Origin of the sequence: Prosthecodimorpha hirschii, assembly GCF_001305515.1 — a bacterium.
Lineage (GTDB): Bacteria > Pseudomonadota > Alphaproteobacteria > Rhizobiales > Ancalomicrobiaceae > Prosthecodimorpha > Prosthecodimorpha hirschii.
On sequence record NZ_LJYW01000001.1, the window covers coordinates 4,840,584 to 4,861,286 of the forward strand.

General features: G+C 69.1%; 23 protein-coding genes. 7 read left to right on the plus strand and 16 right to left on the minus strand.

All coding sequences use genetic code 11. The features are described 5' to 3' along the window. Positions 1-93 precede the first annotated feature (93 nt). From ABB55_RS21345 to uvrC, 4 genes are all read right to left on the minus strand, one after another. Positions 94-1,140 (minus strand): hypothetical protein, encoded by a 1,047-nt coding sequence (locus tag ABB55_RS21345; RefSeq protein ID WP_054360613.1) that lies wholly within the window; start codon positions 1,138-1,140, stop codon positions 94-96. Beyond that, positions 1,137-1,403: an acyl carrier protein gene (locus ABB55_RS21350; protein WP_054360614.1), complete on the minus strand. Its 267-nt coding sequence runs from the start codon at positions 1,401-1,403 to the stop codon at positions 1,137-1,139. Before ABB55_RS21350 ends, ABB55_RS21345 begins: the two co-directional genes overlap by 4 nt. Beyond that, positions 1,400-2,407 carry a cytochrome P450 family protein gene (locus ABB55_RS21355; RefSeq protein ID WP_152982128.1) on the minus strand — a complete coding sequence of 336 codons (1,008 nt, stop codon included), beginning with the start codon at positions 2,405-2,407 and terminating at the stop codon, positions 1,400-1,402. Before ABB55_RS21355 ends, ABB55_RS21350 begins: the two co-directional genes overlap by 4 nt. A 95-nt stretch (positions 2,408-2,502) precedes the next feature. Then, positions 2,503-4,419: an excinuclease ABC subunit UvrC gene (gene uvrC, locus ABB55_RS21360; RefSeq protein WP_054360616.1), complete on the minus strand. Its 1,917-nt coding sequence runs from the start codon at positions 4,417-4,419 to the stop codon at positions 2,503-2,505. Positions 4,420-4,873: 454 nt separating this feature from the next. Here uvrC and ABB55_RS21365 point away from each other — a divergent pair, with 454 nt between their 5' ends. Together ABB55_RS21365 and ABB55_RS21370 are read left to right on the plus strand one after the other, a co-directional pair. Continuing rightward, a complete protein-coding gene (locus ABB55_RS21365) occupies positions 4,874-5,482 on the plus strand; it encodes an outer membrane protein (RefSeq protein ID WP_054360617.1) in 609 nt (202 codons plus the stop codon). A gap of 186 nt (positions 5,483-5,668) precedes the next feature. Continuing rightward, positions 5,669-6,337 (plus strand): outer membrane protein, encoded by a 669-nt coding sequence (locus ABB55_RS21370; protein WP_054360618.1) that lies wholly within the window; start codon positions 5,669-5,671, stop codon positions 6,335-6,337. Between the two features lie 487 nt (positions 6,338-6,824). Here ABB55_RS21370 and ABB55_RS21375 read toward each other — a convergent pair whose 3' ends face one another. Further along, positions 6,825-7,595, minus strand: a complete 771-nt coding sequence (locus ABB55_RS21375) for an SDR family oxidoreductase (RefSeq protein ID WP_244472091.1) — start codon at positions 7,593-7,595, stop codon at positions 6,825-6,827. A gap of 366 nt (positions 7,596-7,961) precedes the next feature. Between ABB55_RS21375 and ABB55_RS21380 the strand changes: the two genes are divergently transcribed. Then, complete coding sequence (locus ABB55_RS21380) at positions 7,962-8,660, plus strand: outer membrane protein (protein WP_054360619.1); 699 nt, start codon at positions 7,962-7,964, stop codon at positions 8,658-8,660. Positions 8,661-8,702: 42 nt separating this feature from the next. Here ABB55_RS21380 and ABB55_RS21385 read toward each other — a convergent pair whose 3' ends face one another. Together ABB55_RS21385 and ABB55_RS21390 are read right to left on the minus strand one after the other, a co-directional pair. Next, entirely contained in the window at positions 8,703-9,770 is a 1,068-nt protein-coding gene (locus tag ABB55_RS21385) for an ELM1/GtrOC1 family putative glycosyltransferase (protein WP_054360620.1), read from the minus strand. Positions 9,771-9,805: 35 nt separating this feature from the next. After that, positions 9,806-10,573: a dienelactone hydrolase family protein gene (locus ABB55_RS21390; protein ID WP_054360621.1), complete on the minus strand. Its 768-nt coding sequence runs from the start codon at positions 10,571-10,573 to the stop codon at positions 9,806-9,808. 384 nt (positions 10,574-10,957) lie between these two features. On the opposite strand from ABB55_RS21390, the gene ABB55_RS21395 reads away from it, so the two are divergent. After that, on the plus strand, positions 10,958-11,644 hold the full coding sequence (locus ABB55_RS21395) for an outer membrane protein (protein WP_054360622.1): 687 nt from the start codon (positions 10,958-10,960) through the stop codon (positions 11,642-11,644). 192 nt (positions 11,645-11,836) lie between these two features. Here the strand turns inward: ABB55_RS21395 and ABB55_RS21400 are convergent, their stop codons facing one another. Beyond that, on the minus strand, positions 11,837-12,445 hold the full coding sequence (locus tag ABB55_RS21400; protein ID WP_054360623.1) for a glutathione S-transferase family protein: 609 nt from the start codon (positions 12,443-12,445) through the stop codon (positions 11,837-11,839). A gap of 296 nt (positions 12,446-12,741) precedes the next feature. Here ABB55_RS21400 and ABB55_RS21405 point away from each other — a divergent pair, with 296 nt between their 5' ends. Beyond that, positions 12,742-12,945 carry a hypothetical protein gene (locus ABB55_RS21405; protein ID WP_054360624.1) on the plus strand — a complete coding sequence of 68 codons (204 nt, stop codon included), beginning with the start codon at positions 12,742-12,744 and terminating at the stop codon, positions 12,943-12,945. A 13-nt stretch (positions 12,946-12,958) separates the two neighbouring features. Here the strand turns inward: ABB55_RS21405 and ABB55_RS21410 are convergent, their stop codons facing one another. The 5 genes from ABB55_RS21410 to ABB55_RS30970 all read right to left on the minus strand — a co-directional run bounded on the left by ABB55_RS21410 (position 12,959) and on the right by ABB55_RS30970 (position 16,973). Further along, positions 12,959-13,960 carry a DUF1176 domain-containing protein gene (locus tag ABB55_RS21410; RefSeq protein ID WP_160321286.1) on the minus strand — a complete coding sequence of 334 codons (1,002 nt, stop codon included), beginning with the start codon at positions 13,958-13,960 and terminating at the stop codon, positions 12,959-12,961. Between the two features lie 65 nt (positions 13,961-14,025). Beyond that, positions 14,026-14,715 (minus strand): ribonuclease T2 family protein, encoded by a 690-nt coding sequence (locus ABB55_RS21415; RefSeq protein ID WP_054360626.1) that lies wholly within the window; start codon positions 14,713-14,715, stop codon positions 14,026-14,028. A 3-nt stretch (positions 14,716-14,718) separates the two neighbouring features. Further along, positions 14,719-15,192, minus strand: a complete 474-nt coding sequence (locus tag ABB55_RS21420; RefSeq protein ID WP_054360627.1) for a hypothetical protein — start codon at positions 15,190-15,192, stop codon at positions 14,719-14,721. Between the two features lie 102 nt (positions 15,193-15,294). Further along, positions 15,295-16,176, minus strand: coding sequence for a 23S rRNA (adenine(2030)-N(6))-methyltransferase RlmJ (locus ABB55_RS21425; protein ID WP_054360628.1), 882 nt, complete (start codon positions 16,174-16,176; stop codon positions 15,295-15,297). A 554-nt stretch (positions 16,177-16,730) separates the two neighbouring features. Then, positions 16,731-16,973 carry a cold-shock protein gene (locus ABB55_RS30970; RefSeq protein ID WP_054360629.1) on the minus strand — a complete coding sequence of 81 codons (243 nt, stop codon included), beginning with the start codon at positions 16,971-16,973 and terminating at the stop codon, positions 16,731-16,733. Here ABB55_RS30970 and ABB55_RS30975 point away from each other — a divergent pair. Further along, positions 16,899-17,582, plus strand: coding sequence for a hypothetical protein (locus tag ABB55_RS30975; protein ID WP_244472092.1), 684 nt, complete (start codon positions 16,899-16,901; stop codon positions 17,580-17,582). The genes ABB55_RS30970 and ABB55_RS30975 overlap by 75 nt on opposite strands. Positions 17,583-17,694: 112 nt before the next feature. On the opposite strand, the gene ABB55_RS21440 is transcribed toward ABB55_RS30975, so the two are convergent. Beyond that, entirely contained in the window at positions 17,695-18,327 is a 633-nt protein-coding gene (locus ABB55_RS21440) for a DM13 domain-containing protein (protein ID WP_054360631.1), read from the minus strand. A gap of 356 nt (positions 18,328-18,683) precedes the next feature. Here ABB55_RS21440 and ABB55_RS21445 point away from each other — a divergent pair, with 356 nt between their 5' ends. Further along, complete coding sequence (locus ABB55_RS21445; protein ID WP_054360632.1) at positions 18,684-19,358, plus strand: MBL fold metallo-hydrolase; 675 nt, start codon at positions 18,684-18,686, stop codon at positions 19,356-19,358. A 36-nt stretch (positions 19,359-19,394) separates the two neighbouring features. Here the strand turns inward: ABB55_RS21445 and ABB55_RS21450 are convergent, their stop codons facing one another. Both ABB55_RS21450 and ABB55_RS21455 read right to left on the minus strand, forming a co-directional pair. After that, on the minus strand, positions 19,395-20,078 hold the full coding sequence (locus tag ABB55_RS21450) for a lysozyme inhibitor LprI family protein (protein ID WP_054360633.1): 684 nt from the start codon (positions 20,076-20,078) through the stop codon (positions 19,395-19,397). Then, positions 20,075-20,521 (minus strand): hypothetical protein, encoded by a 447-nt coding sequence (locus tag ABB55_RS21455; protein WP_054360634.1) that lies wholly within the window; start codon positions 20,519-20,521, stop codon positions 20,075-20,077. The genes ABB55_RS21450 and ABB55_RS21455 overlap by 4 nt, the downstream gene beginning before the upstream one ends. Positions 20,522-20,703: the final 182 nt, after the last annotated feature.

Genomic DNA, 20,703 nt, shown 5'->3' on the forward strand with positions numbered 1-20,703 from the left:
TGTCGGGGCCTTCCGGCTCCGGGCCGGTCACCAGGGAGAGAACATGCCCCGAGCCTTCCCGTCAACGCCGCCGTGCCGCGGGTCGGCCCGGCTTCAGGTCGAGTCGGAGCGGGGCGGCTTGCGCGCCGGCTTGGCCGCCAGCCCGATCCGGCGCGCCAGGCGCCGCCAGAACCGGACGAAGGGAGACGGCGCCGGCCCGCCGACGACCTTCGCCTTGCCCTTCTGGCCCGGATTCGCGCGCGGCCTTGCCGGCTCGGGCGCGGCCGGCGCAGGGTCGGGCGTGAAGTGCAGGAGCTCGGCCAGCAGGTCGGCAAGCGTGCCGTCGCGCCACATCGCGGACAACGGATTGTGTTCGGCGGCCTCCGGGATCGGCCGCAGCCGCGCGCCGAAATGCTCGCCGAGCCAGTGGGCGACCTTCGAATCGGTGCGGTTCAAGGCGCTGTAGACCGCGAGCGTCGACGGGGCCCGGCCGGCCATGCAGGCGCAGAGCGGGTCGAAGGCTTCGGTCGGCCGCCCGACCTTGAGCCGGTTGATGTGCCACGGGGTCGCGGCCGAGATCGCCACCACCTCGTCGACGCCCCCCAGCAATCCGTAGCGGATGGCCGGCAGCCCGCCCATCGACGTCCCGATCGCCACATGCCGGCGATAGCGCTCCGGCCGGAGATCGGCGTTCAGGCGCCGGACCATGGCCGGGAAGGTGTCGGCGTAGTCCACCGTCCCGGCGACAAAGTGATCGTGCCCGGGATCGTAGCAGATCACGAAATCGAACAGCCGCGCCGGCAGGGTCTGCAGCAGCACCAAGTTCGGCAGCATCAGCCGCGGCTTGAGGCCCGTGAAGGCGACCAGGAGGGTCTTCCGGTCGTCCGGGACCGAGGGATCGGTGAATTTCAGGACGTGAGGAGCGAGCTCGCGCCGGATATAGGGCTGCACGGCCTGGGCGGCGACGTGCTTGGTCACCTGGCGATTGCGGTAGTGCGGCAGCACCTCCGGCAGGGTTTCGGCCAGCAGATCGCCGAGCGCGCGATATTCGAGCGGCGTGAGGACATCGTCCGCCTCCGCGAAGCGCACGGTCAATTCCGATGGCGTCCGGGCCGCCCTGAAGCGCTCGACATGGGCGGCAAGGGCGAAGGCGCCGGTCACTTTGCCTCGATACGGCCTGCGACATGGGCGACGAAGGCCGACAGGGTATCGAGCCGGCCAAGCACGGCCGGATCGAGTTCGAGCCCCGTTGCGGTCTCGATCTCCATGCACCATTCGATCCCGGTCAGGCTGTCGAGCCCGAGTTCGGACAGCGCCACGTTGCCGGCGGGGTCGTTCAGCCGCGCCGACAACTCGCTGTTGTCGAACGTACCCATCGCCTTCTGGAGGGCATCGACCACGATGCGCCGGGTTTCGATGGTCATAGGTCGATCCTTGCGAGAAAGCGAATGGGATAGGCGAAGACTTCGTCGTCGCGCAAAGCGTAGTCGACGATCTCCACCCGGGTCGTGGTCTCGGCGAAGACCCGCCCGATGCCGCGCCAGATGTCGAGGGACAGCGGCCGGCCGAGGCAGGTATGGGCGCCGACGCCGAAAATCTTGGCCCGATCACGGGCTTCGCCGGTCTGCGTGAAGGGGGCGAGGAAGACACGGAATTTCTCGCCGACCGCGAAGGTCCGGCCGGCGATCTCGACCGGCTCGACGACGAAGCGTTCCGTATAGGGAACGCCGGTGTCCGGCATCATCTCCGGAAAGGCGATCGCCGCCAACGGAACCGGACCGGCGTCCTTCAGCAGGGCGTAGAGGCTGGTGCCGAGCGTGCCGGTCAGGGCGTCGCGCCCGAGAATCAGCAGCGCCATGGTCCGACCGACATCGTCGCTGCCGGGATCCTGGCCGAGCATCTCGGCGATATGCTGGCGCAGGCGGCCCATTTCGGCCTCCATGCGCCGCCGCCGCGCCATGCCGACGCCGCGCCCGAAGATCTGCGATGCGGTCGGGGCCTGATCGGCGCCGATGTCGTCGAGACCGGTCACCAGCGACAGAAGGTCGACCACGAAGGGCTCGACGACGGCCTGCATCAGGTCGATCGTGCCCGGCTGCTTCAGCGCGCTGAAATGGCGGGCGACCAGGGCCGGTGCGGCGGCATCGATCGATCCGCGGCGCGTGGCGAGATGACCGGCGATGCCGCGCCGGGCCTTGGCGTGTTCGGCGGCGTGCAGGCAGAGCGGGATATGCGCGTAGGCGAAGCGCAGGTTGTCGAAGGCGACGCCGAAATGCTCGCCGAGCATGCGGTAGAGTTCGCCGTAGGGCGGCGCCGACAGGCCGGGATGGGCGAGCACGGTCTCCGCCAGCCCGGCGGATTCGACCATCCAGGCCTGGAGGCCGTCGTCCCAGCGCAACCCACATTCCACTTCCGCGATACTACCCATGGCTCCCTCTCGCCGTCAGTTCCTTATTATCCGACCGGGAGCGGGATCGGAAGCGCCGCGCACCGTTCCGACAGCGTCCGGCGACCGGCCGCGGATCAGGCATCCTCATGGAAATGATCGTGGATCGCCTCGGCGAGGCTTTCCGAAATGCCGTCGACCTGCATCAGATCCTCCATGGCGGCCTTCGAGATCGCCTTGATGGTCCCGAAATGGCGCAGCAGCGCGCGCTTGCGGGTCGGGCCGACGCCGGGAATCTCGTCGAGCGCCGATTGGCCGATTGCCTTGGAGCGCTTCGCGCGATGCGTGCCGATGGCGAAGCGATGCGCCTCGTCGCGCAGCCGCTGCACGAAATAGAGCACCGCGTCGCGCTCCGGCAGCATGAAGTCGGGCCGGCCGGGGACGAAGAAGCGCTCGCGTCCGGCATCCCGATCCGGCCCCTTGGCGATGCCGACCAGCGGTACGTCGTCCAGGATGCCGAGATCGGCGAGAACCTGGCGGGCGGCCTCCAGCTGGCCCTTGCCGCCGTCGACGAAGACCAGATCCGGCCAGGCCCCGAAGCCCTGCTCGTCGCGCGGCGCTTCGGCCTTGGCGCCCGCTTCGCGAACCAGCCGCCCGAAACGGCGCGTCAGCACCTCCCGCATCATGCCGTAGTCGTCGCCGGGCGTCAGCTCGGTCGAGCGGATGTTGAACTTGCGGTACTGGTTCTTCACGAAGCCGTCGGGGCCGGCCACGATCATGGCGCCGACCGCGTTGGTCCCCATGATGTGGCTGTTGTCGTAGACCTCGACCCGTTTGGGGGCCTCGGCGAGCCCGAAGGCCGTCCCCAGCCCGGCGAGCAGGCGGGCCTGGCTGGACGATTCGGCCAGCCGGCGCCCGAGCGCCTCGCGGGCGTTGAGCAGAGCATGCTCGACCAGGTCCTTCTTCTCGCCGCGTTTCGGCACCGCGACCTCGACCCGCGCGCCGGCGCGTTCGCACAGAGCCTGTTCGAGCAGCTCGCGCTCCTCCAGATCGTGGCTGAGCAGGATCAATCTCGGCACGGGCTTGTCGTCGTAGAACTGGGCGACGAAGGATTCCAGGATCTCCGCCTCGGACAGCGACTTGTCGGCGCGCGGGAAATAGGCCCGGTTGCCCCAGTTCTGCCCGGTGCGGAAGAAGAACACCTGGATGCAGGTCTGCGCACCCTCGTGGTGGGCGGCGAAGACGTCCGCCTCCTCCACGGTCTGCGGATTGATACCCTGGTGCGACTGGACGTGGCTGAGCGCGGCCAGCCGATCGCGACAGACGGCGGCGCGCTCGAAATCGAGCGCCTCGGACGCCTGCTCCATGGCGGCCGCCAGATCCGCCTTCACGGCCTGGCTGCGTCCCGACAGGAAGGCCTTGGCTTCGGCGACCAGCTCGGCATAGCCGGCGGCATCGATCTCGCCGGTACAGGGGGCGGCGCAGCGCTTGATCTGGAACAGCAGGCAGGGGCGGGTGCGGGTCTCGTAGACCGAATCCGAGCAGGTTCGAATCAGGAAGGCCTTCTGCAGGGCATTGATCGTGCGCCCGACCGCGCCGGCCGAGGCGAAGGGGCCGAAATAGCTGCCCTTGCGCTTGCGCGCGCCGCGATGCTTGACCAGCGACGGCGCCGCATGATCCTCGGCCACGAGGATATAGGGAAAGCTCTTGTCGTCGCGCAGAAGGACGTTGAACCGCGGCCGCAGCCGTTTGATCAGGTTGGCTTCCAGCAGAAGCGCCTCGGTTTCCGTCCGGGTCTGGACGAATTCCATCGTCGACGTTTCGCGGATCATGCGCAGGATGCGCGCCGACAGGCCGGCGCCGCGGGCGTAGTTGGAGACGCGCTTCTTCAGGTTCCGCGCCTTGCCGACATAGAGCACGTCGCCCTTGCGGTCGATCATGCGATAGACGCCCGGCTCGTTGGGCAGGCGCTTGACCAGATCCGCGATCACCGCCGCCCCATGGGGCGCGGTCGCCGGTTCGGTCGTCTCTGAGGGGACGGGCTCTTCGGTCATGGGCTTCTTGGTCGCGCCAGCCCGGATTCGGGCGGCGAGGGAGCGTCTGGTCGGCTCCTTCTATATGGCCCGTCCGCGGCTGCAAGACACGCCCGGCCCTGCGTCGGGCGCAGTTCCTTAACGGCGGAGCCGTGTTGGCGGACCTCACATGATCGTGACTGGCTGTCAAATGTTGAGGAAATGTTATCAGAGCTCCTTTCTTCTGCCGCATTCGGTAACGAACGTGGCGAAGTCGTGACTAAGTCAGGAACCAAGTGACGACTTCACGGTTTGTTAGTCTCATGTGTGTCATGACCGTGATATGCCATCCCGAGACGCGAGGGAACTCGGCGGGGCGTATGGTTAACGTGGGGTTAGCCACGCGCATCCATGGAGTTGTTGCAAATTTGCACTCGTGCCACGTCGCGGGCTGTGCCTATAGTCGCGACATCGAAATCTGGTGGGAGTACTGAAAATGATGAAGTTTCGTCTGCTCGGCGCGGTGCTGGGTCTGGCCCTGACAGCCGGAGCCGCCTCTGCCGCGGACCTCTATCGCGCTCCGGCGCCGGTCGCCGTTCCGGTGGCCCCGACCCTGCTGCCGGCCTATATGTGGACCGGCGCCTATGTCGGTCTGCAGACCGGCTACGGCACGGGCGATGTCGGCAAGCTGAAGTCGGACCCGAACGGCTGGCTCGCCGGCGTTCATGCCGGTGCCAACTGGCAGATGAACATGCTGGTGGCCGGCATCGACGGCAGCTGGTCCTGGAGCAACATGAGCTCCAAGTCGGCCGACATCAATTGGACCGGTGACGTGCGCGGCCGCCTCGGCGTCGCGTTCGACCGCTTCCATGTGTTCGGCACCGCGGGCTTCGCTTTCGCCGACGTGGACGCCGGCGTGAAGAAGAAGAACAGCGGCCGCGTCGAGACCGGCTGGACCGCGGGTCTCGGTGCCGAATACGCGATCACCAACAACTGGATCGCCGGCGTCGAGTACAAGTATGCGGATTACGGCAAGATTGGTGGCAAGGGCGGCGCCGACCTGAGCACCAACGTGTTCCAGGTCCGTCTCAGCTACAAGTTCTGATTCGGAACTCCGGATCGGTTACTGAACGCGAAGGGGGTGGCGGAAACGCCACCCTCTTTTTTTGCCAAGAATGGGCGCCTGCCGGTTGCTTCGCGATGCAGTGTTGCCATCCTGCACTTGCGCAGCCTGTCATCTCTGTCAGTCTGTGAAGCCAGAAATTCACGATTCTTCGGGTGCGAGGCTGTGATGATGAAGCGTTTCCTGACCGGTTTGGCCATGCTGGCCGCATCGACCGCCCTGGCGAGTGCTGCCGATCTCGGTGTCAAGCCGGTGGTCGTGCCGGTCACGCCGACCCTGGTGTCGGCCTATACCTGGAGCGGGCTCTATGTCGGCGCCCAGGTCGGCTACAGCTGGAATGCCGACGACTGGCGCAACGTTCCGGGCGGCCCGAATGCCGAGGGTTGGCTGGCCGGCGGCCATGTCGGCTACAACATGCAGTTCAACATGCTGGTGGTCGGCGTCGAAGGCAGCCTGGCCTGGTCAAACGCCAGCGGTTCGGGCCGCTGCGGCCCGGGCAACATTTTCCGCTGCGGCACCGAGCACAACTGGACCGGTGATCTGCGCGCCCGCGCCGGTCTGGCGGCCGATCGCGCTCTGTTCTACGTCGCTGGCGGTATCGCGGCGGACGAAGTCGAAGCTTCGGCCAAGCTCCTGGTGTTCCCGGGCGGTTCGGCTTCGAAGAAGGAAACCATGGTCGGCTACACCATCGGTGGCGGCGCCGAGTTCGCGGTGACCAACAACTGGATCCTGGGCGCGGAGTACAAGTATTCCGATCTCGGCACGTTGAACTTCAACGGCGCCAAGATCGATGTCGTGACCCACAAGGCCGTGGTCCGGGCCAGCTACAAGTTCTGATCGATCGCGGGGGCGATGGAATGTTGAGGCCGGCGCTTGCGCCGGCCTTTGCATTTTCGGGCAACGGTTTGCCGGTCACGCGCGCCGGACAGTCGATGCCCCGGCCGGTCGGCGCAACCTGCCGATACATTGGCCATGTCGGCCGGCCTGGCCGGCCCCGCCGGTCTCGCCGATCGCAGGGTGCCGGATCGTCCGATTCGGACCGGGCGACCGTCCGGGCCGAGCGCGCAAACGAATCCGTGCCGGTGCCCGAATCTGCCACGGGTCCGGAGCCATGCGCCTGTCGGAGGCCCGGCATGTGCGGCCGCGGACCCTGTCTGGCGGTCGGCCGCGCGGGCGGATCGACGGCGACTCGCTCGGCCTGTCATACCGACGGTCATGGAATGATCGTCGGTCTTCGATACGCGAATTTCTCGTGCCTCTGACGCCTATGAGAAATTCGCGTTGCTTCAACGGCCGGATGCGTCGGCATCCTGGGCCGTTGATATTACTCGTCGATGCCGACCACGTCGGGGGTCTGCCAGGCCAGATGCTGCCCGCCGTCGAGGCAGATCATCTGGCCGGTGATCGAGGGCGTCTGCACCAGATAGCGGATGGTCTGCCCGAATTCGGCCAGATCAGGTCCCGCGCCGAGCGGTACGGCGGCCGCCTGCCGGCCGAAATCGTCGCCGGACTGGCGGACATTCGCCAGCGTCGGGCCGGGACCGATCGCATTGACCCGGACACGCGGGGCGAGGGCTTGGGCCATGGTCCGCGTGGCCATGTGCAGGGCCGATTTGGACAGCATGTAGGAAAAGAATTGCGGCGTCGGCTTGAGCACGCGCTGGTCGACGAGATTGACGATATGGCCGCCGACCCCCTCCGGCAGCCGCGCCACGAAGGCGTCGGCGAGCAGGCAGGGGGCGATCAGGTTGACGCGAAGCTGGCGCTCGAACAGGTCCGGATCGAGCGTGCCGATCTCGTCCTTCTCGAACATCGACGCGTTGTTGATCAGGAGATCGATCGGCCCGAGCCGGTCGGCCGCGTCGCCGACGATCCGATAGACGGACTGAATGTCGGCCAAGTCGCCGCAGACCACCTCCGCGCGCCCGCCATCGTCCCGAATCGAGGCCGCCAGCCGCTCGGCATCCTCCCGTCCGGTCCGGCAATGGATCGCGACGCCCCAGCCATGGCGCGCCAGATCGGCGGCGATCGCAGCGCCGATGCGACGCGCGGCGCCGGTGATCAGGGCATTGCGGGGCGGGGGGAAGTGCATCATCGCGCGGCTCCTCGATGCGACGCCGTGGGCGGCCGACGGCAGCTCCAATCGCCCCATCTACGCGCCGCCGGGACCGGCGGATCGCCGGCCGTCGCATCCTTTACCGATCGTCAACGTGAAAGGCGGCCGTCAGCGGGGTGCCGCATTCCCCGGAAGATCGACGCGAAGCCTCCACATTCCCTCCGAAGACGCGCCGCAAACGACGCCTAGCCATAGCCATCCCGGGTCGTACGGCACTCAAGCCGACGCGACGACCGGAGTGGATGGCGTTCCCCGCCGGGGACCGCTCCGGACCGGCCGATCGCCGTGGCGATCGGTCCGGTCGATCGTCGACGGCGATCCGGGCAGATGTCACGAGGATCCATCATGACCAAGTTTTACCTGCGCGCCGCTCCTGCGGCCCTCGCGCTCGGCCTGACCGGCGGCGCCGCTTCCGCCGCCGACCTTTCCCGCGCTCCCGCGCCGGCCCCGGTCGCCGCGCCGGCCTATCCGGACAACATCGTCTCCTATGGGTTCAACTGGACCGGCGCCTATGTGGGCGCCAATGTCGGCGGGCGCACCATGTCGACGTCGCTCGGGTCCGGGCGCGGGTCGATCGACACCAAGTCGGCGGTCGGCGGCCTGCAGGCCGGCTATCTGTTCCAGACCGGCAATATCGTCTACGGCCTGGAAGCCGATATCGGCTACGGCCAGAACAGCGGCTCGAAGAGCGTACCCGGCGGCCGCGTCACCTCGGCGCTCGACTGGACCGCGTCGGGACGCGCCCGCCTGGGCTATGCCTTCGACCGGCTGCTCGTCTACGGGACCGGCGGCATTGCCGGGGCCGATCTGGAATCCGACGGTCGCGGCGGCGGCAACCGGTCGAAGAAGACCGATACGCTGATCGGCTGGACCGCCGGCGGCGGTCTCGAATATGCGGTCACCAAGAACATCTCGCTGCGCGCCGAATATTTCTATTCGGACTACGGCACCTCGAATGTCAGCTATGCCGGCACCGGCATCAAAGGCGGCAAGCAGGACATCACGTCGAATCTCGGCCGGCTCGGCGTGAACTTCAAGTTCTGATCCCGGCACGGAAACGGCGTCGCTTGCGGCGCCGTTTCGCCTTCAGCTCTCCTTCGTCGACGCCGCCTCGACTGCCGGCGAGTGCGGCGGGACAAGGCCGAGGGCCGCCAGCAGGTGCGGCGCGGCCAGCAGGTTGGCCTGCAGGACCTCGATCGGCTCGAAGGAAACCGGCTCGCCGCGGGTCAGTGCCGCCGCCATCCGCTCCACGTTCAGTTCCGAGATCGGAATCACCGGCGTGCCGGCCATCGCCGCCATGGCGGTGACGGCCTCGTCCTGGCGCGACGGCCAGACCATGCTCGGCTTCAAGGCGATCACCGGCCGGCCGGCGGTCAACGCCTCCGACAGCATGGCCATGGAATCCTCGGTGACCAGCGTGCCGTCGAGTCCCAACACCTCGTTGGGCGAACCTGGCATGGCCGGATCATACTCGATGAACTTGTGCAGATCTCCGCTTTTGACCAGCGATTTCAGGAACTTCCGCGCGGCCCGCGGGGTCCGGCGGGACGTCGTCGCCCACCACTCGATGCCGAGATCGCGCCGCGTCTCGGAAATCAGCCGTGCCAGCTGGCGCCAGTCCCGGGTCGTGAAGCGATGCGTGCGGGTCTCACCGCCGAGCATCAGGCCGAGGCGCGCGCCGCGCAGGTCCTCCGGTCCGGTCAGGCGCCGCGGCAGCGGGAAATCCTTCCGGCTGACCGGATTGAGCACCGGCGCATAGACGTGGCGCGGCTCGTAGGCATCGCGCGGGCAGGGCGTGACGACCATGTCCATCTCGTCGAGATAGCGGCGGTCGTGGATGCCGGCATAGACGAAGCGGGCACCGAACAGGCGTGCGATCAGCAGCGCCGGAACGACGTTGCGGTGGCCGGAGGCGATCACGATGTCGGGCGGGTCGAGCGTCTCCACCTCGAAGTCGTAGAGCAGACCGAGCACGAGACTGGCCGGCAGGCGCAGGCGGTAGGCGATCGTCGGAACGATCCGGCGCGAGAACCAATGGAAGTTCGGGAAGACGTTGCGCACTTCGAGCGGGGCGATCCGCGCCAGAGCGCTGGCGACGCCCTCGCACTGGCGGAAATGGCCCGGACGGTTGTCCCTGACGATATAGACCAGCATGGAAATCGGACTCGGGGGTTCGGGCCGCCGCGCGGTCAGCGCGGCTTGACGTAGCGGGCGAGGAAGAACTCCATCCGATCGAAGGCGAGGGCGACGACGGCGTCGTCGACCTTGCGGTCGGTCTGCTCGTTCATAAACGAGGCGGTCTGGCCCTCATAGACATACTGTTCGAACACCTTCGAGTGCCCCATCAGCTTGCGTTCGGCCGGCTCGACCAGCGCCATGGTGCGTTCGTCGAGCGCGGCATAGTGCAATTGCAGCGGAACCTTGATGGCCGGAATCTGCTCGCCCGTCGGCGGCGCCATGTAGAACAGCACCAGGGCCTTCACGGGGCCCGGGTCGGCGGCGATCGCGGCGCAGCCGGCGGCGCCCCAGCCGAGCGCGACGAGCGCGACGGTGCCGGAGCTCTGCGGCTGGGCGGCCAGGAAGTCGATCGCCGAGCGAATCAAGGCCGTGACGTTGGCCGGCGTCAGGTTGTTCAGCTTGGTGCGCGCGGCCTTGTCGTCCGGCGACCCATAGAGGGTCACGAAGCTCGGAACGAAGACCATGTAGCCCTGGCGCGCCAGCCGCCGGGCGAGGCGCGTGCAGCTGACCGCGCCGCTGGTCTCCGGGACGACGACGATCGCCGGCATCTTCGCAAGGGCGGCCTGGTGCACGAGCAGGCCCGCGCAGCGCCCGCCCGCGACCGGATAGTCGACGGTGCGCTCCGCCAGCCCTTCCGACTGGGCGCCGGCCCTGCGGCCGAGGGCGGGCAGGACGGCGGCGGCGGCCAGGGCGGCGAGGAGGGTCCGGCGGCCGGGCAAGGCCGGGGCCCTGGAGCGATCGATCGTCAAATCCGTGACCCTGGCTAGTGACCGAACTCCGACAGTCGCGTCCCGCAAATGCCGGCGTCCGACCACGCAATCATGAGATTGGCTGTCCGCTTGCGCGAGACGGATGGCAGGCATCCGCCCCGCTCGAGCCACCGACAGAATGAGGCCGCAGCGCGCGGCATGGGCGCCGCGAACCGGGCCGTCCCCGGCCGACACCGAGGTTCGTTCCACGAAACCGGCGCGAATTCAAGGCCGCCGTCGTCCCGGCAAGGACCACGAGGGGGCGGCCGTTTCACCGACCATTAACCTGAACGAGTCCATACCTCGATGGTGCTTCCCGGCTTCCCGGGAGGAGAGCAGTCAAGGAACGTTGTCATGTCTCGCGTCTCGTTCGTCGCTCTGATGGCGGCTGTTGCCGTCCTGTCCGCGACCGCGGCCGAAGCGGCCGACATCTATGGCGGTTCGGCGCCTCCGCCGGTCCAGCCCTATGGCGGCAGTGCCTACCTGCCGTCGTCCCCGTCGAACTGGAATGGCGCCTATCTGGGTGCCCAGGGCGGCATGGCCTGGGGTTCCGCCCGCAACAAGGTCAAGGGCGTCTCCACGCGCTCGGCCGATACCAGCGGCGGCAATGTCGGCCTCTACGGCGGCGTCAATGCCAATGTCGGCGCCAACTTCGTGGTCGGTGCCGAAGCCGACATCAACTATTCCGGCGAGAACGGCACGTCCGTCAACGGCGGCAAGGCCTATCGCGCCGGCTCGGACTGGAACGGCACGGTGCGCGGCCGCGTCGGCGTGGCCTTCGACCGGATCATGCCCTATGCGACCGGCGGCATCGCCTTCGTCGACAACGGCGTGCGCGGCAACGGCTCGTCGTCCTCGTCGACCGAGGTCGGCATGGCGCTCGGCGCCGGCGTCGAAGGCAAGATCACCGACCGGGTCAGCGCCAAGCTCGAATACATGTATCTCGGCACGCCCGACGGTTCGCACAATCTCGGCAAGCAGAAGGTCGAAAGCGACCAGTCGAGCAACATCCTGCGGCTCGGCGCGGCCTACAAGTTCTGATCACCGATCGCGATCCGCCGGCCGGTCCCCGATCGGACCGCCGGCGGCTTCGATCTTGCGGCGGCCCGGGTCCAACCCGATGCCGCGAAACGGACGGGGCGGCGACGCTCCGTCCGTTTCCGTTTCGGCGGCCCGAGCCCAGTCACTGGACCAATGCCGGCTAGAGCCGGGCCGACAGCCGGCAGGCCGGGATCAGGGCTTGACGCGGGTCGCCTCGAAGGCCGGATTGCGCGCCGCGAAGGCGTCCAGATAGGCGACCAGCTTCGGATGCGCGGCGCGCCAGCGGCCCTCGAAGCGCAGGTCCAGATAGCCGAGCGCACAGGCGACGGCGATCTCGCCGACCGTCAGGACGCCGTCGGCCGCGGGCGGCGCCTCCTCCAGAACGGCCAGCACGCGTTCGACCTTGGCGGCCTGGTAGGCGAGCCAGGCCGGGCTGCGCTCGCTCTCGCTGCGGAATCGGACCTCGTAGACCTGCAGCAGGGCGGCATCCATCAGCCCGTCGGCGAGCGCCTGCAGGCGCAGCGCGGCGAAGCGGGCGGTCGTCTCGACCGGGATGATCCGGCCGCCGCCGGCCAGCATGTCGAGATATTCGAGGATCACGCGGCTGTCGTAGAGCGCGGTCCCGTCCTCCAGGACGAGGCACGGGATCTTGCCGAGCGGATTCTGCCGGCGCAGCGAATCGGAGGGATCGTTGGTGTCGGCGATCTCGATCGTGATCCGGTCGGAGAGGCCGAGCAGGGCCGCGGCGACCTTCACCTTGCGGCCGAACGGGGAGGGCATCGAGGAGCGCAGGACGAGCATCGGGACTTTCCTGTGGGCGTGAAGGAGCGGGATCGAGCGCCGGGCGACGCGCGGGCAACCGGCGGCGCGCCCCGGGACGCGGAGCCCCGCCGAAGGGGCCGGCCGGCGTCTACGGATGGCCGCAGGCGGGGCGAAAGATGTCACCCGTCGCCGGTCTCCTGGCAAGTCCCGTCCGGCGCATGGCGGCACCTCGGTTTGTCGGAAAATCCGCTTCAAATCGAGCGATCGTCGGCAACCAATCGGCAATGCGCCGGGGCTAGCCTGCCTCCGTCAGGCCCAGTGCCGGGACCGGGATCATGGTCAAGCTGCCCGCCCTCGTTCTCGCCGTCTATGCCGCCGGAGCCCCGCTGCCCGCGCGCTGCGTGCCCGAGCCCTTGTCGGGCGGCCTTCGGGAATTCCATCAGACGATCAATGTCGCCGTCGCAGAGGCGTCGCGCGCCTTCGTGGCCCGCGATGTCTTCGGCCTCGCCCGGATCGGCACGCTGACCCGGCGCGGGTGACCCGGCGGGCGGCTCAGCGCGGCGGGAACACTTTCGGCCAGTCGGCCGGGTTCCGGCTGCGCCCGCAATCGGGCGCATAGCGGTATTCCTCCATGGCGAAACCGTAGTCCTTCCAGCGCCAGACGCCGCGCCCGCCGCAGCCGGTATCCGAGCGCGTCGCCGAACGGGCGGTCAGCCGCGCCTCGCCGGGCTCGAAGGCGATGTTCGGCAGCAGGTCCGTGCCGCGCCAGCCGAAGACCGGGTCGTAGAGGGCGAAGAAGAGCGGGGTCATGCCGCCGATCTCGCCGGATTCGAGCACCCAGAGCTTGTAGGAGACCTGGCCGCCCGAGGCCGCGCAGGGGATGCCGTAGAGCATCGCCGTGCGCGAGAGCGGGCCGATCACCGGGGCGAGCGGTTTCAGCAGCGGGGATTGCGGATCCTCGCAGTCGCTTGCCGCCCTGTGGCGCTCCAGGATCCGTGCCGGCAGTCCCTGGCGCATGATCAGCGCGGCCTTGCCGATCGGGGGCGGCGGCGGCAGCGCGCGGCCCGGTGCGGCGCCCTCGCGCCGCGCCTTGCGGTCCAGCAGCGTATCGGTCCGGTCGATCAGGGCGGCGAGCCCGTCGAGGCGGAAATCGGCATCGTGGGGGGCGCCGGTCACGTCCAGATATTCGATGCGCAGCCGCCGCCCCGGACCGCCTCCCTGAAGGATGGCGTCGATCGTCTTGCCGTCCAGCAGCCAGAAGGCCTCCGGGCGCTCGAAGCCGGCATAGCCGCGCTCCGGCGCCAGCGTGCCGAGGGGCCGGTTGTCGAGGCGCAGGGTAATCGGCCGCTCGCGGTCCGGGATCGCGGTCTGCGACGCGAATCCGAGGGCGATGCGGTCTTCGCCGGCGAAGCGTCCGAAGGTGAGGGCCTGAAGGCCGGACAGCGACGGCAGGCTGGCCCGGCAGGTGCCGGCCTCGCAGCTCAAGGTCCAGCCCTGCACGGTCTCCTCGGCGGCTCCGGCGGGGGCCGCGGCAAAGGCCGTCAGGGCCAGCACCGACGCGATCGCGATCGTCGCCGCCGCCGCTCTGCGGGGCGGTCGGAGGCCGGCGGCGGCTGCGCTCATCGGGCGCGGATGGCCGGCATGTAGACGCGGTCCCGGCGGCAGGCCTTGCGGTCGACCTCCGGGCAGGCGCGGAACTGGCTCAGGTCCTTGCTGAAGCAGATCTGCACTTCGCGCAGGCGTCGATCGTCGCAGGAGATGGCGATCTCGTTGCGGTCGAGGTCCTTGTTGGCGGCCAGGAAGGCCTCCTCCACCGCCTTCACGTCGACCATGCGAGGTTCGCGCGGGGCCTGGTAATCGGCCGGCACGATGATCTTGTCGAAGGCCTTGCGGGTGGCCTTGAAATAGTCGGCCGGCGTCAGGCCCGAACAGGTGCCGTGCGAGCGCCATTCGTGGATGACGAGGCCGAAGGCCGGGAAGATGTCGAGCTGGTCGCGGATCAGCCGGTCGGGCAGGCGTCCGGCGCTGTCCGGGCAATTGCGCGGGTAGCCGCGGTCATATTGGGGCCACAGCCCATGCACGACGAAGGCGAAGGGGCGGGCGCATTGCTGGTCGCGGCGCTGGTCGCCCTGCGCTTCGCAATAGCTCGGCGACCAGGACAGCGACAGCACCCAGAAATCGAACCGGCCGGGCTCGTCGCCGGCCCGGGCCGGCCCCATCCCCCAGGCGACCGCGCAGGCCGCCAGAAAGACCGCCCGCCCGGCCGCCCTTCCGGCCGCGCGGCCGATCCGCTCAAGCCACCGCGTCATGGCTCACCACCAATGCCGGACGGCGCGGCAGTTGCCGTCCTGGACCCGCCAGCGGTCGTAGCCCTGCACGCAGAATTCGACGTTCCAGGACAGGCCGAGGAAGCCGTAATTCTGCTCGATCAGATAGTAGAGCGTCTTCGGCCGCGGGCCGTCGTTGAGATAGGCGTGGGCATAGCAGTAGCGCCGCAGCACCGGGCCGGAATTGAGATTGCCGAAATGGCTCTGCCGGATGCGGTCGACCTGCTGGATGGCGAGGCCGCGGTGCAGCACGTTGGCGTCCATATGGACGAACTTTTCGCGGATCGTCTCCACGACGCCCGTATCGCCGCAGGCCGGTACGTCGCTGGGCCCCACCATCGCGTCGAGAAGCCCGGCCCGGGCCGACGGAGCCGACAGGGACGTCGCCGCAACGGCGGCGATCGCCAGGGTGGCGGCGCGGAGGGGCCTGGACGAAACGAGGCGGGATAGGCGCGACATGACGGAATCCTCAGGCTTTGCAGCGTCGCCCGAGACTGCGGGAGGGGGCCGGGCAAATCAAGCGCGCAGCGCCCCGCCGGTTACGGTTCTCGGGCGGTGCGGCTACTCGGCCACGAGCCAGTCGACCCGCCCGCCGGCGCCGCGCCCAGTGGCCAGCCATTCGGCGAGCGCGGGCACCAGACGGCCGAGTTCCGCCTCCAGCGTCCAGGGCGGATTGACCAGGATCAGCCCGCTGCCGGTCAGCGGGCGGCCCGGTTCGACCTGCGCGGTGCGCAATTCGACCCGCAGGATCTTGCGGATGCCGGTTTCGATCAATGCCCGATGGAAGGCGTCGGTCTCGGCCTCGTCCTTGATCGGATACCAGAGCGCGAAGACGCCCCCGGCGAAGCGCCGCAGGCCGTCGACCAAGCCGTCGGCCAGACGCCGGAACTCGTCCGGCTGCTCGAAGGGCGGATCGACCAGGATCGCGCCACGCCGTTCCTTGGGCGGCAGGAAGCTCTTCAGCGCCAGCCAGCCGTCCAGCTCGATCGTCTTGACCTGTACGTCGCCGGCGAAGAGCGTCGAGAGGCGGGTGAAATCGGCGGGGTGCAGTTCGGTCACAGTCAGCCGGTCGACCTTGCGCAGCATATGCCGGGCGATCATCGGCGAGCCCGGATAGACCGTCAGACGGGCGGGCTCGAAGGGGGCACCGGGGACGACCTGATCGATGCCGTTGGCGGCGGCGACCGCTGCCAGCCAGGGCACGAGCAGGGCGGCGTTGTCGGGGTCGAGCGGTGCTCTCAGGATGCGGCCGATGCCGTTCCGCCATTCCCCGGTCTTCTGCGCTTCGGCGCTCGAGAGATCGTAGAGGCCGGTGCCGGCATGGGTATCGAGCAGACGGAAGGCGGTCTCCTTCTTCTGCAGGTGCACGATGATGCGGGCCAGCACGGCGTGCTTCAGCACATCGGCGAAGTTTCCGGCGTGATAGACGTGGCGGTAGTTCATCGGTGTCGGTCGGTCGCTGAGGCGGGAACGGATGGGGGATCGGCACAAGGTCGGCCGGGCGATCGCGCCGCGCCAAAGGGGCCGGGGCGGGCGGCGGCGGGGCCGATCCGCACGGTTCGCCCGGGCCTTGCCGGCGGTGGTCCGGGGACGACCCGCCGGCACGGCCCTCATCGGCGGGGGCGGCCCCGGTGGGAAAGTCCGCCACCATCCCGGCGCGGGCCGGTTGCCGACGGATGCGGGCCCCTGGCAGAGGGCGACCGGAGACCGATGTGCGCTCGGATCGGGAAGGCTGCATCGTCACCGGCGCGCCGGTCGGGAGGGATCGGATCGTGCTGCTTCGGACACTGCGGGGATCGGCCGATCGGCCGGATCGGGCCGCATCGGGCGGGCTTCAGTGCGGGGTCCGGAGCGGCCGGGCGGTCGAACGGTTGGTTCGGCCGTGCCCGGAAACGGCGGCGGTGCCATTCCGGATCGGGCCCAATTAAAAACCCGCGCCATGCGGACATGGCGCGGGCGAATTCATCCCAGGTCGAACGACCCGGGCCGATGGTCGATCAATCGTCGAGCATCGGCTGGTCGTCGCCGTCACCGCCGGCGCCGCCTTCGAGCACCTGCAGATTGACGGCCTTCGGACCCTTGCCGCGCTTGTCCGGCTCGGTCTCGAACGAGATCTTCTGACCCTTGTCGAGCACGCCCAGGCCGGAACGCTCCACGGCGCTCACATGGACGAACACGTCCGCACCGCCCTCATCGGGGGTGATGAAGCCGTAGCCCTTCTCGGCGTTGAAGAACTTCACGGTGCCGTTCTGGCGCGGGCCGCGATCGACCGGAGGACGCGGACGGAAACCGCCCTCGCCACCACCGGCTTCCTCGCCCTCGAAGCGCCGACGCGGACGGAAGCCGCCGCCGCCGAAGCCACCGCCGCCACCAGGGCCGCCGCCGCCACCGAAGCCGCCGCGGTCGCCACCGCCGAAGCCACCACCGCCGAAGCCGCCGCGGTCACCACCACCGCCGCCGCCAAAACCGCCCTGATCGCCGAACTCGCGCCGCCCACGGCCACCGAAACCGCCACGATCACCGCCACCGCCGCCGAAACCGCCGCGGTCGCCACCACCGAAACCCTCGTCGCGGCCGCCGAAGCCGCCCCGATCACGCCCGCCGCCGAAGCCGCCGCGATCACCGCCTCCACCGCGACCGCCGAAACCACGATCCCTCATTCCAAGCCCTTTCCCGCGGGGACATCCCCGAAGACACAAAAAACCTCACGCCGCGCGAGGTCGATTCCAGGCAGTCACGTTCCCGCGTCGGGACAGATGTTGCGCGTTTTCGCAATGAACCGGCCGCGCCGACCGTCTCGCCCAAGTTCCGAACCGCCACCAATGAACTTTATGAACGAGACCTGTTAAAAGGGCAAGGCCGGGTGCCGTTTTTCTGTCGAGTCTGCAGACTCGAGCCTGTCAACTCTCGGACAATTCGAAGGGCTTCCGTGGCTGCGCGGTATCGGGCCGGCGCAGGTCTTCAACTGCGTGGTTTCAGCGGTGCCGATGCGAAAAGAACCGAAAGCTGCTTGGACCAGATCACGACCGCCTTGAACTGTGCGGGATCGATCCCTTCCGGCAGGGTATAGATCTGGTCGCCCTTGACGCTGCGGAGCGTGCCAAGCGAGACCGACTTGGTCTTATTCACATCTGCGGATTTCTTGGGGTCCGGATGCGGCACCAGGAGTATTTCCAGGGCCGGTCCGGCCGACGTGGCGAAGCCGGTCAGCTTCAGTTGGAAGCCGCGCTCGGTCTTGGCCAGATCGACCGCGCCGCTGCCCTTGCGGCCCGGGTCGCCGTCGTGAAACCGGCCCTGCAGGCTGGTGACCGGGATGGCGGCGACTTTCGCGGCGGCCTTGCCGCGATTGCCCTTCGTCGGCTGGCCATCGGCGTCGCGCGACGGCGTGCCGGTCGAGGCCGGACCCGGCGCGGCAATGGTGGCCGGATCCGCGGCCGCCTCGGTGGCCGGCGCGCGCATGGGGCCGGGGACCGCCGCCGGAACGGTTTCGGCGGCGCCGGCCGGCGTCTGGCCGCGACCGAACACGATGGGGGCTCCGAAGGCCACGGAAAGACAGCAGACGAGGCTGACGACCGCGATGGTGCTGGCGCGCATGGCCGGACTCCGGAGCTCCGATTCGAGGGCGTGAATGTTGGTTAAAAAAGCGTTGGCGACGCCGCCGCGGCCTTCGATCCCGATGGCGTATCAGAACAACATTTCCGGCATGAGCCATGGATGCTGCCGGCGCCCGCTTCCGGGATCAAATTTTCGTGTGCGGCCGGAAAACCGCCCCAAAGTGCCGTTTGTGGACGCGTCGGCGCGGTGAGGCCGGTGCGGCCGCCTGTGGAAGGTGGGGATGGTTCGGAGCCGTTCAACCCGCCCGTCCGGCCGGTGAGGCCGATCGAATCGACGGCGCGGTTTCCCTTGCCGGGCTTGCGCCCTAAGAGAGGGGAGCACAGCCGGAGCCCGACATGTCCGAAGACCAAGACCCGCCGTTTCGCATCGCCCTCGTTCCCGTCACCGACTTCCAGCAGAACTGCTCGATCCTCGTCGAGACGGCCACCGGCATCGGCGCGGTGGTCGATCCGGGCGGCGACGTGCCGCGCATCCTGGCCGGCATCGAGCAGATGAACGCCCGCATCGAGAAGATCCTGCTGACCCACGGCCATCTCGACCATGCCGGCGGCGCCGCCGCCCTGAAGGCCGCGCTCGAGGCCCGCCAGGGCGGCCCGGTCCCGATCGTCGGACCGCACCGCGCCGAGGCGGCGATCCTGGCCAACATCCCGACCGCCGCCGCGAAATGGGGCCTCAGCGGCTACGAGGCCGCCAGCCCCGACCAATGGCTCGAGGAGGGCGACCGGGTCACCGTCGGTGCGATCGGCTTCGACGTGCTGCATTGCCCGGGCCATTCCCCCGGCAGCGTGATCTACGTCCAGCGCGAGGCCGGCTTCATTCTGATGGGCGACGTGCTGTTCCAGGGCTCGATCGGGCGCACCGATCTGCCCTTCGGCGACCACGCCACGCTGCTCCGGTCGATCCGCGACAAGGTGCTGCCGCTCGGCGACCACTTCGTCTTCCTGCCCGGCCATGGCGGGATGAGCCGGATCGGCGACGAACGGGTTTCCAACCCCTTCATCCAGGCGTGAGCGACGCCCGGCGGCGCGGACGCGGCCGGGCTGCCGTTATTTGACCGGCAGGTAGCCGCCCGCGACGCTGCCGCGCTCGGTGCAGGCCGGGAAAGGCGCGCCCGGCTTGCCGCCGTCCGGCACCTCGACGGAGACCTGCAGCGCGCCGGCCTTGCGCACGACCCGGACGGTCCAGCCGACGGCGGTCTCCCGGGATTCCGCCGCCAGATCGGGCCGGCCCGCCTTGGCGGTGCCGGTGAAGCGGCAGGTCCACAGGCCGCCGGGATCGCGCGCGTCGATCTCCACCGTCCAGCTGCCGGCATCGCCCCGGCGCACCACCAGACGGCCGCGGGCATTGGCCCAGTCGCCGGCGAAGTCGGCGCGCGGCGCCGGGTCGATCGAGGCCAGGAAGGCGGAGCGCGCGGCGAGCGACGTCGCCAGGCCGGCGCGGTCGCCCTGCTGGTCGTTGCGGTCGGCCAGGAAGGCGGCCTGGTCTTCGCGCAGGATTTTTGCCGTGACCAGATCGAGCCGGCGCAGCAGGCCGGCAATGGTGCCGGCGATCTCCAGATCCCGGGCCGAGAGCCCGGCATCGGCGCAGATGGCGCGCTCGGTCGCGTTATGGGCCTTGGTGCAATCGAACGAGGCCGGTGCGGCCAGGGCCGGGGCGGCGCCGGGGCCGCAGGCGACGGAACCGGCAAGGAAGCAGGCCGCAAGCAGGCCGGCGGAGACAGAGCGGATCATGGATGGATCTCGACGGGCACGGGATCGTTGCCGTCGCCGGGGTCGTAGGTCCAGCGGCCCCGGCCGGCTTCTTCCGAATAGACCAGTTTCGTATCGGTTCCCAGCTTCCGCGACAGTTCGAAGCCGGTTCCGTCCGCATCGAGGCTGTAGAGCCAGGCCGGCGGGGTGCCGGTGTCGAAGCGGATCAGCGCGCCGATATCCTCGGCGACCAGCCCGTCCGGCACCCGTCCGGCCAGATCGCCGGCATAGCGCGGCAGGGCGCCGCGCTCGCGGCGATAGCTCTCGACCAGCGCCACGATCGGCGCGGCCGCGGCGGCGGCCTCGCGCCAGCGGGCCTGATCGGCGCTGCGGTCGCCATGGCCGAGCAGCACCAGGGCGGCGCCGGCCAGAAGGACGCAGACGATGAGGGCCATGACGGCGATGCGGCGCAGGGACGGCAACATGGGCGAACGCTAGCACGGTTCGGATCCGGTCCCCAATCCGCCCGGGCCTCGGATCGGGGTTGCAGCGTCGGCATGGTGAATGGTGCCGCGGAACCGTGTCGAGGCTTGCGATCCTGCCCGAATTTCGCCCCGTCGGCCGCGCAGGTTGCGCCTTCGACCGCTCTGCCGCCCGATCGGGCTGG

Coding starts and splice junctions, on each gene's coding strand:
- ABB55_RS21420 (WP_054360627.1), bottom strand. CDS start 15,192: ATGTCGCGCCTATCCCGCCTCGTTTCGTCCAGGCCCCTCCGCGCCGCC.
- ABB55_RS21380 (WP_054360619.1), top strand. CDS start 7,962: ATGACCAAGTTTTACCTGCGCGCCGCTCCTGCGGCCCTCGCGCTCGGC.
- ABB55_RS30975 (WP_244472092.1), top strand. CDS start 16,899: ATGGACGAACACGTCCGCACCGCCCTCATCGGGGGTGATGAAGCCGTA.
- ABB55_RS21455 (WP_054360634.1), bottom strand. CDS start 20,521: ATGTTGCCGTCCCTGCGCCGCATCGCCGTCATGGCCCTCATCGTCTGC.
- ABB55_RS21370 (WP_054360618.1), top strand. CDS start 5,669: ATGATGAAGCGTTTCCTGACCGGTTTGGCCATGCTGGCCGCATCGACC.
- uvrC (WP_054360616.1), bottom strand. CDS start 4,419: ATGACCGAAGAGCCCGTCCCCTCAGAGACGACCGAACCGGCGACCGCG.
- ABB55_RS21440 (WP_054360631.1), bottom strand. CDS start 18,327: ATGCGCGCCAGCACCATCGCGGTCGTCAGCCTCGTCTGCTGTCTTTCC.
- ABB55_RS21425 (WP_054360628.1), bottom strand. CDS start 16,176: ATGAACTACCGCCACGTCTATCACGCCGGAAACTTCGCCGATGTGCTG.
- ABB55_RS21355 (WP_152982128.1), bottom strand. CDS start 2,407: ATGGGTAGTATCGCGGAAGTGGAATGTGGGTTGCGCTGGGACGACGGC.
- ABB55_RS21445 (WP_054360632.1), top strand. CDS start 18,684: ATGTCCGAAGACCAAGACCCGCCGTTTCGCATCGCCCTCGTTCCCGTC.
- ABB55_RS21400 (WP_054360623.1), bottom strand. CDS start 12,445: ATGCTCGTCCTGCGCTCCTCGATGCCCTCCCCGTTCGGCCGCAAGGTG.
- ABB55_RS21350 (WP_054360614.1), bottom strand. CDS start 1,403: ATGACCATCGAAACCCGGCGCATCGTGGTCGATGCCCTCCAGAAGGCG.
- ABB55_RS21375 (WP_244472091.1), bottom strand. CDS start 7,595: ATGATGCACTTCCCCCCGCCCCGCAATGCCCTGATCACCGGCGCCGCG.
- ABB55_RS21385 (WP_054360620.1), bottom strand. CDS start 9,770: ATGCTGGTCTATATCGTCAGGGACAACCGTCCGGGCCATTTCCGCCAG.
- ABB55_RS21365 (WP_054360617.1), top strand. CDS start 4,874: ATGATGAAGTTTCGTCTGCTCGGCGCGGTGCTGGGTCTGGCCCTGACA.
- ABB55_RS21450 (WP_054360633.1), bottom strand. CDS start 20,078: ATGATCCGCTCTGTCTCCGCCGGCCTGCTTGCGGCCTGCTTCCTTGCC.
- ABB55_RS21395 (WP_054360622.1), top strand. CDS start 10,958: ATGTCTCGCGTCTCGTTCGTCGCTCTGATGGCGGCTGTTGCCGTCCTG.
- ABB55_RS21415 (WP_054360626.1), bottom strand. CDS start 14,715: ATGACGCGGTGGCTTGAGCGGATCGGCCGCGCGGCCGGAAGGGCGGCC.
- ABB55_RS21405 (WP_054360624.1), top strand. CDS start 12,742: ATGGTCAAGCTGCCCGCCCTCGTTCTCGCCGTCTATGCCGCCGGAGCC.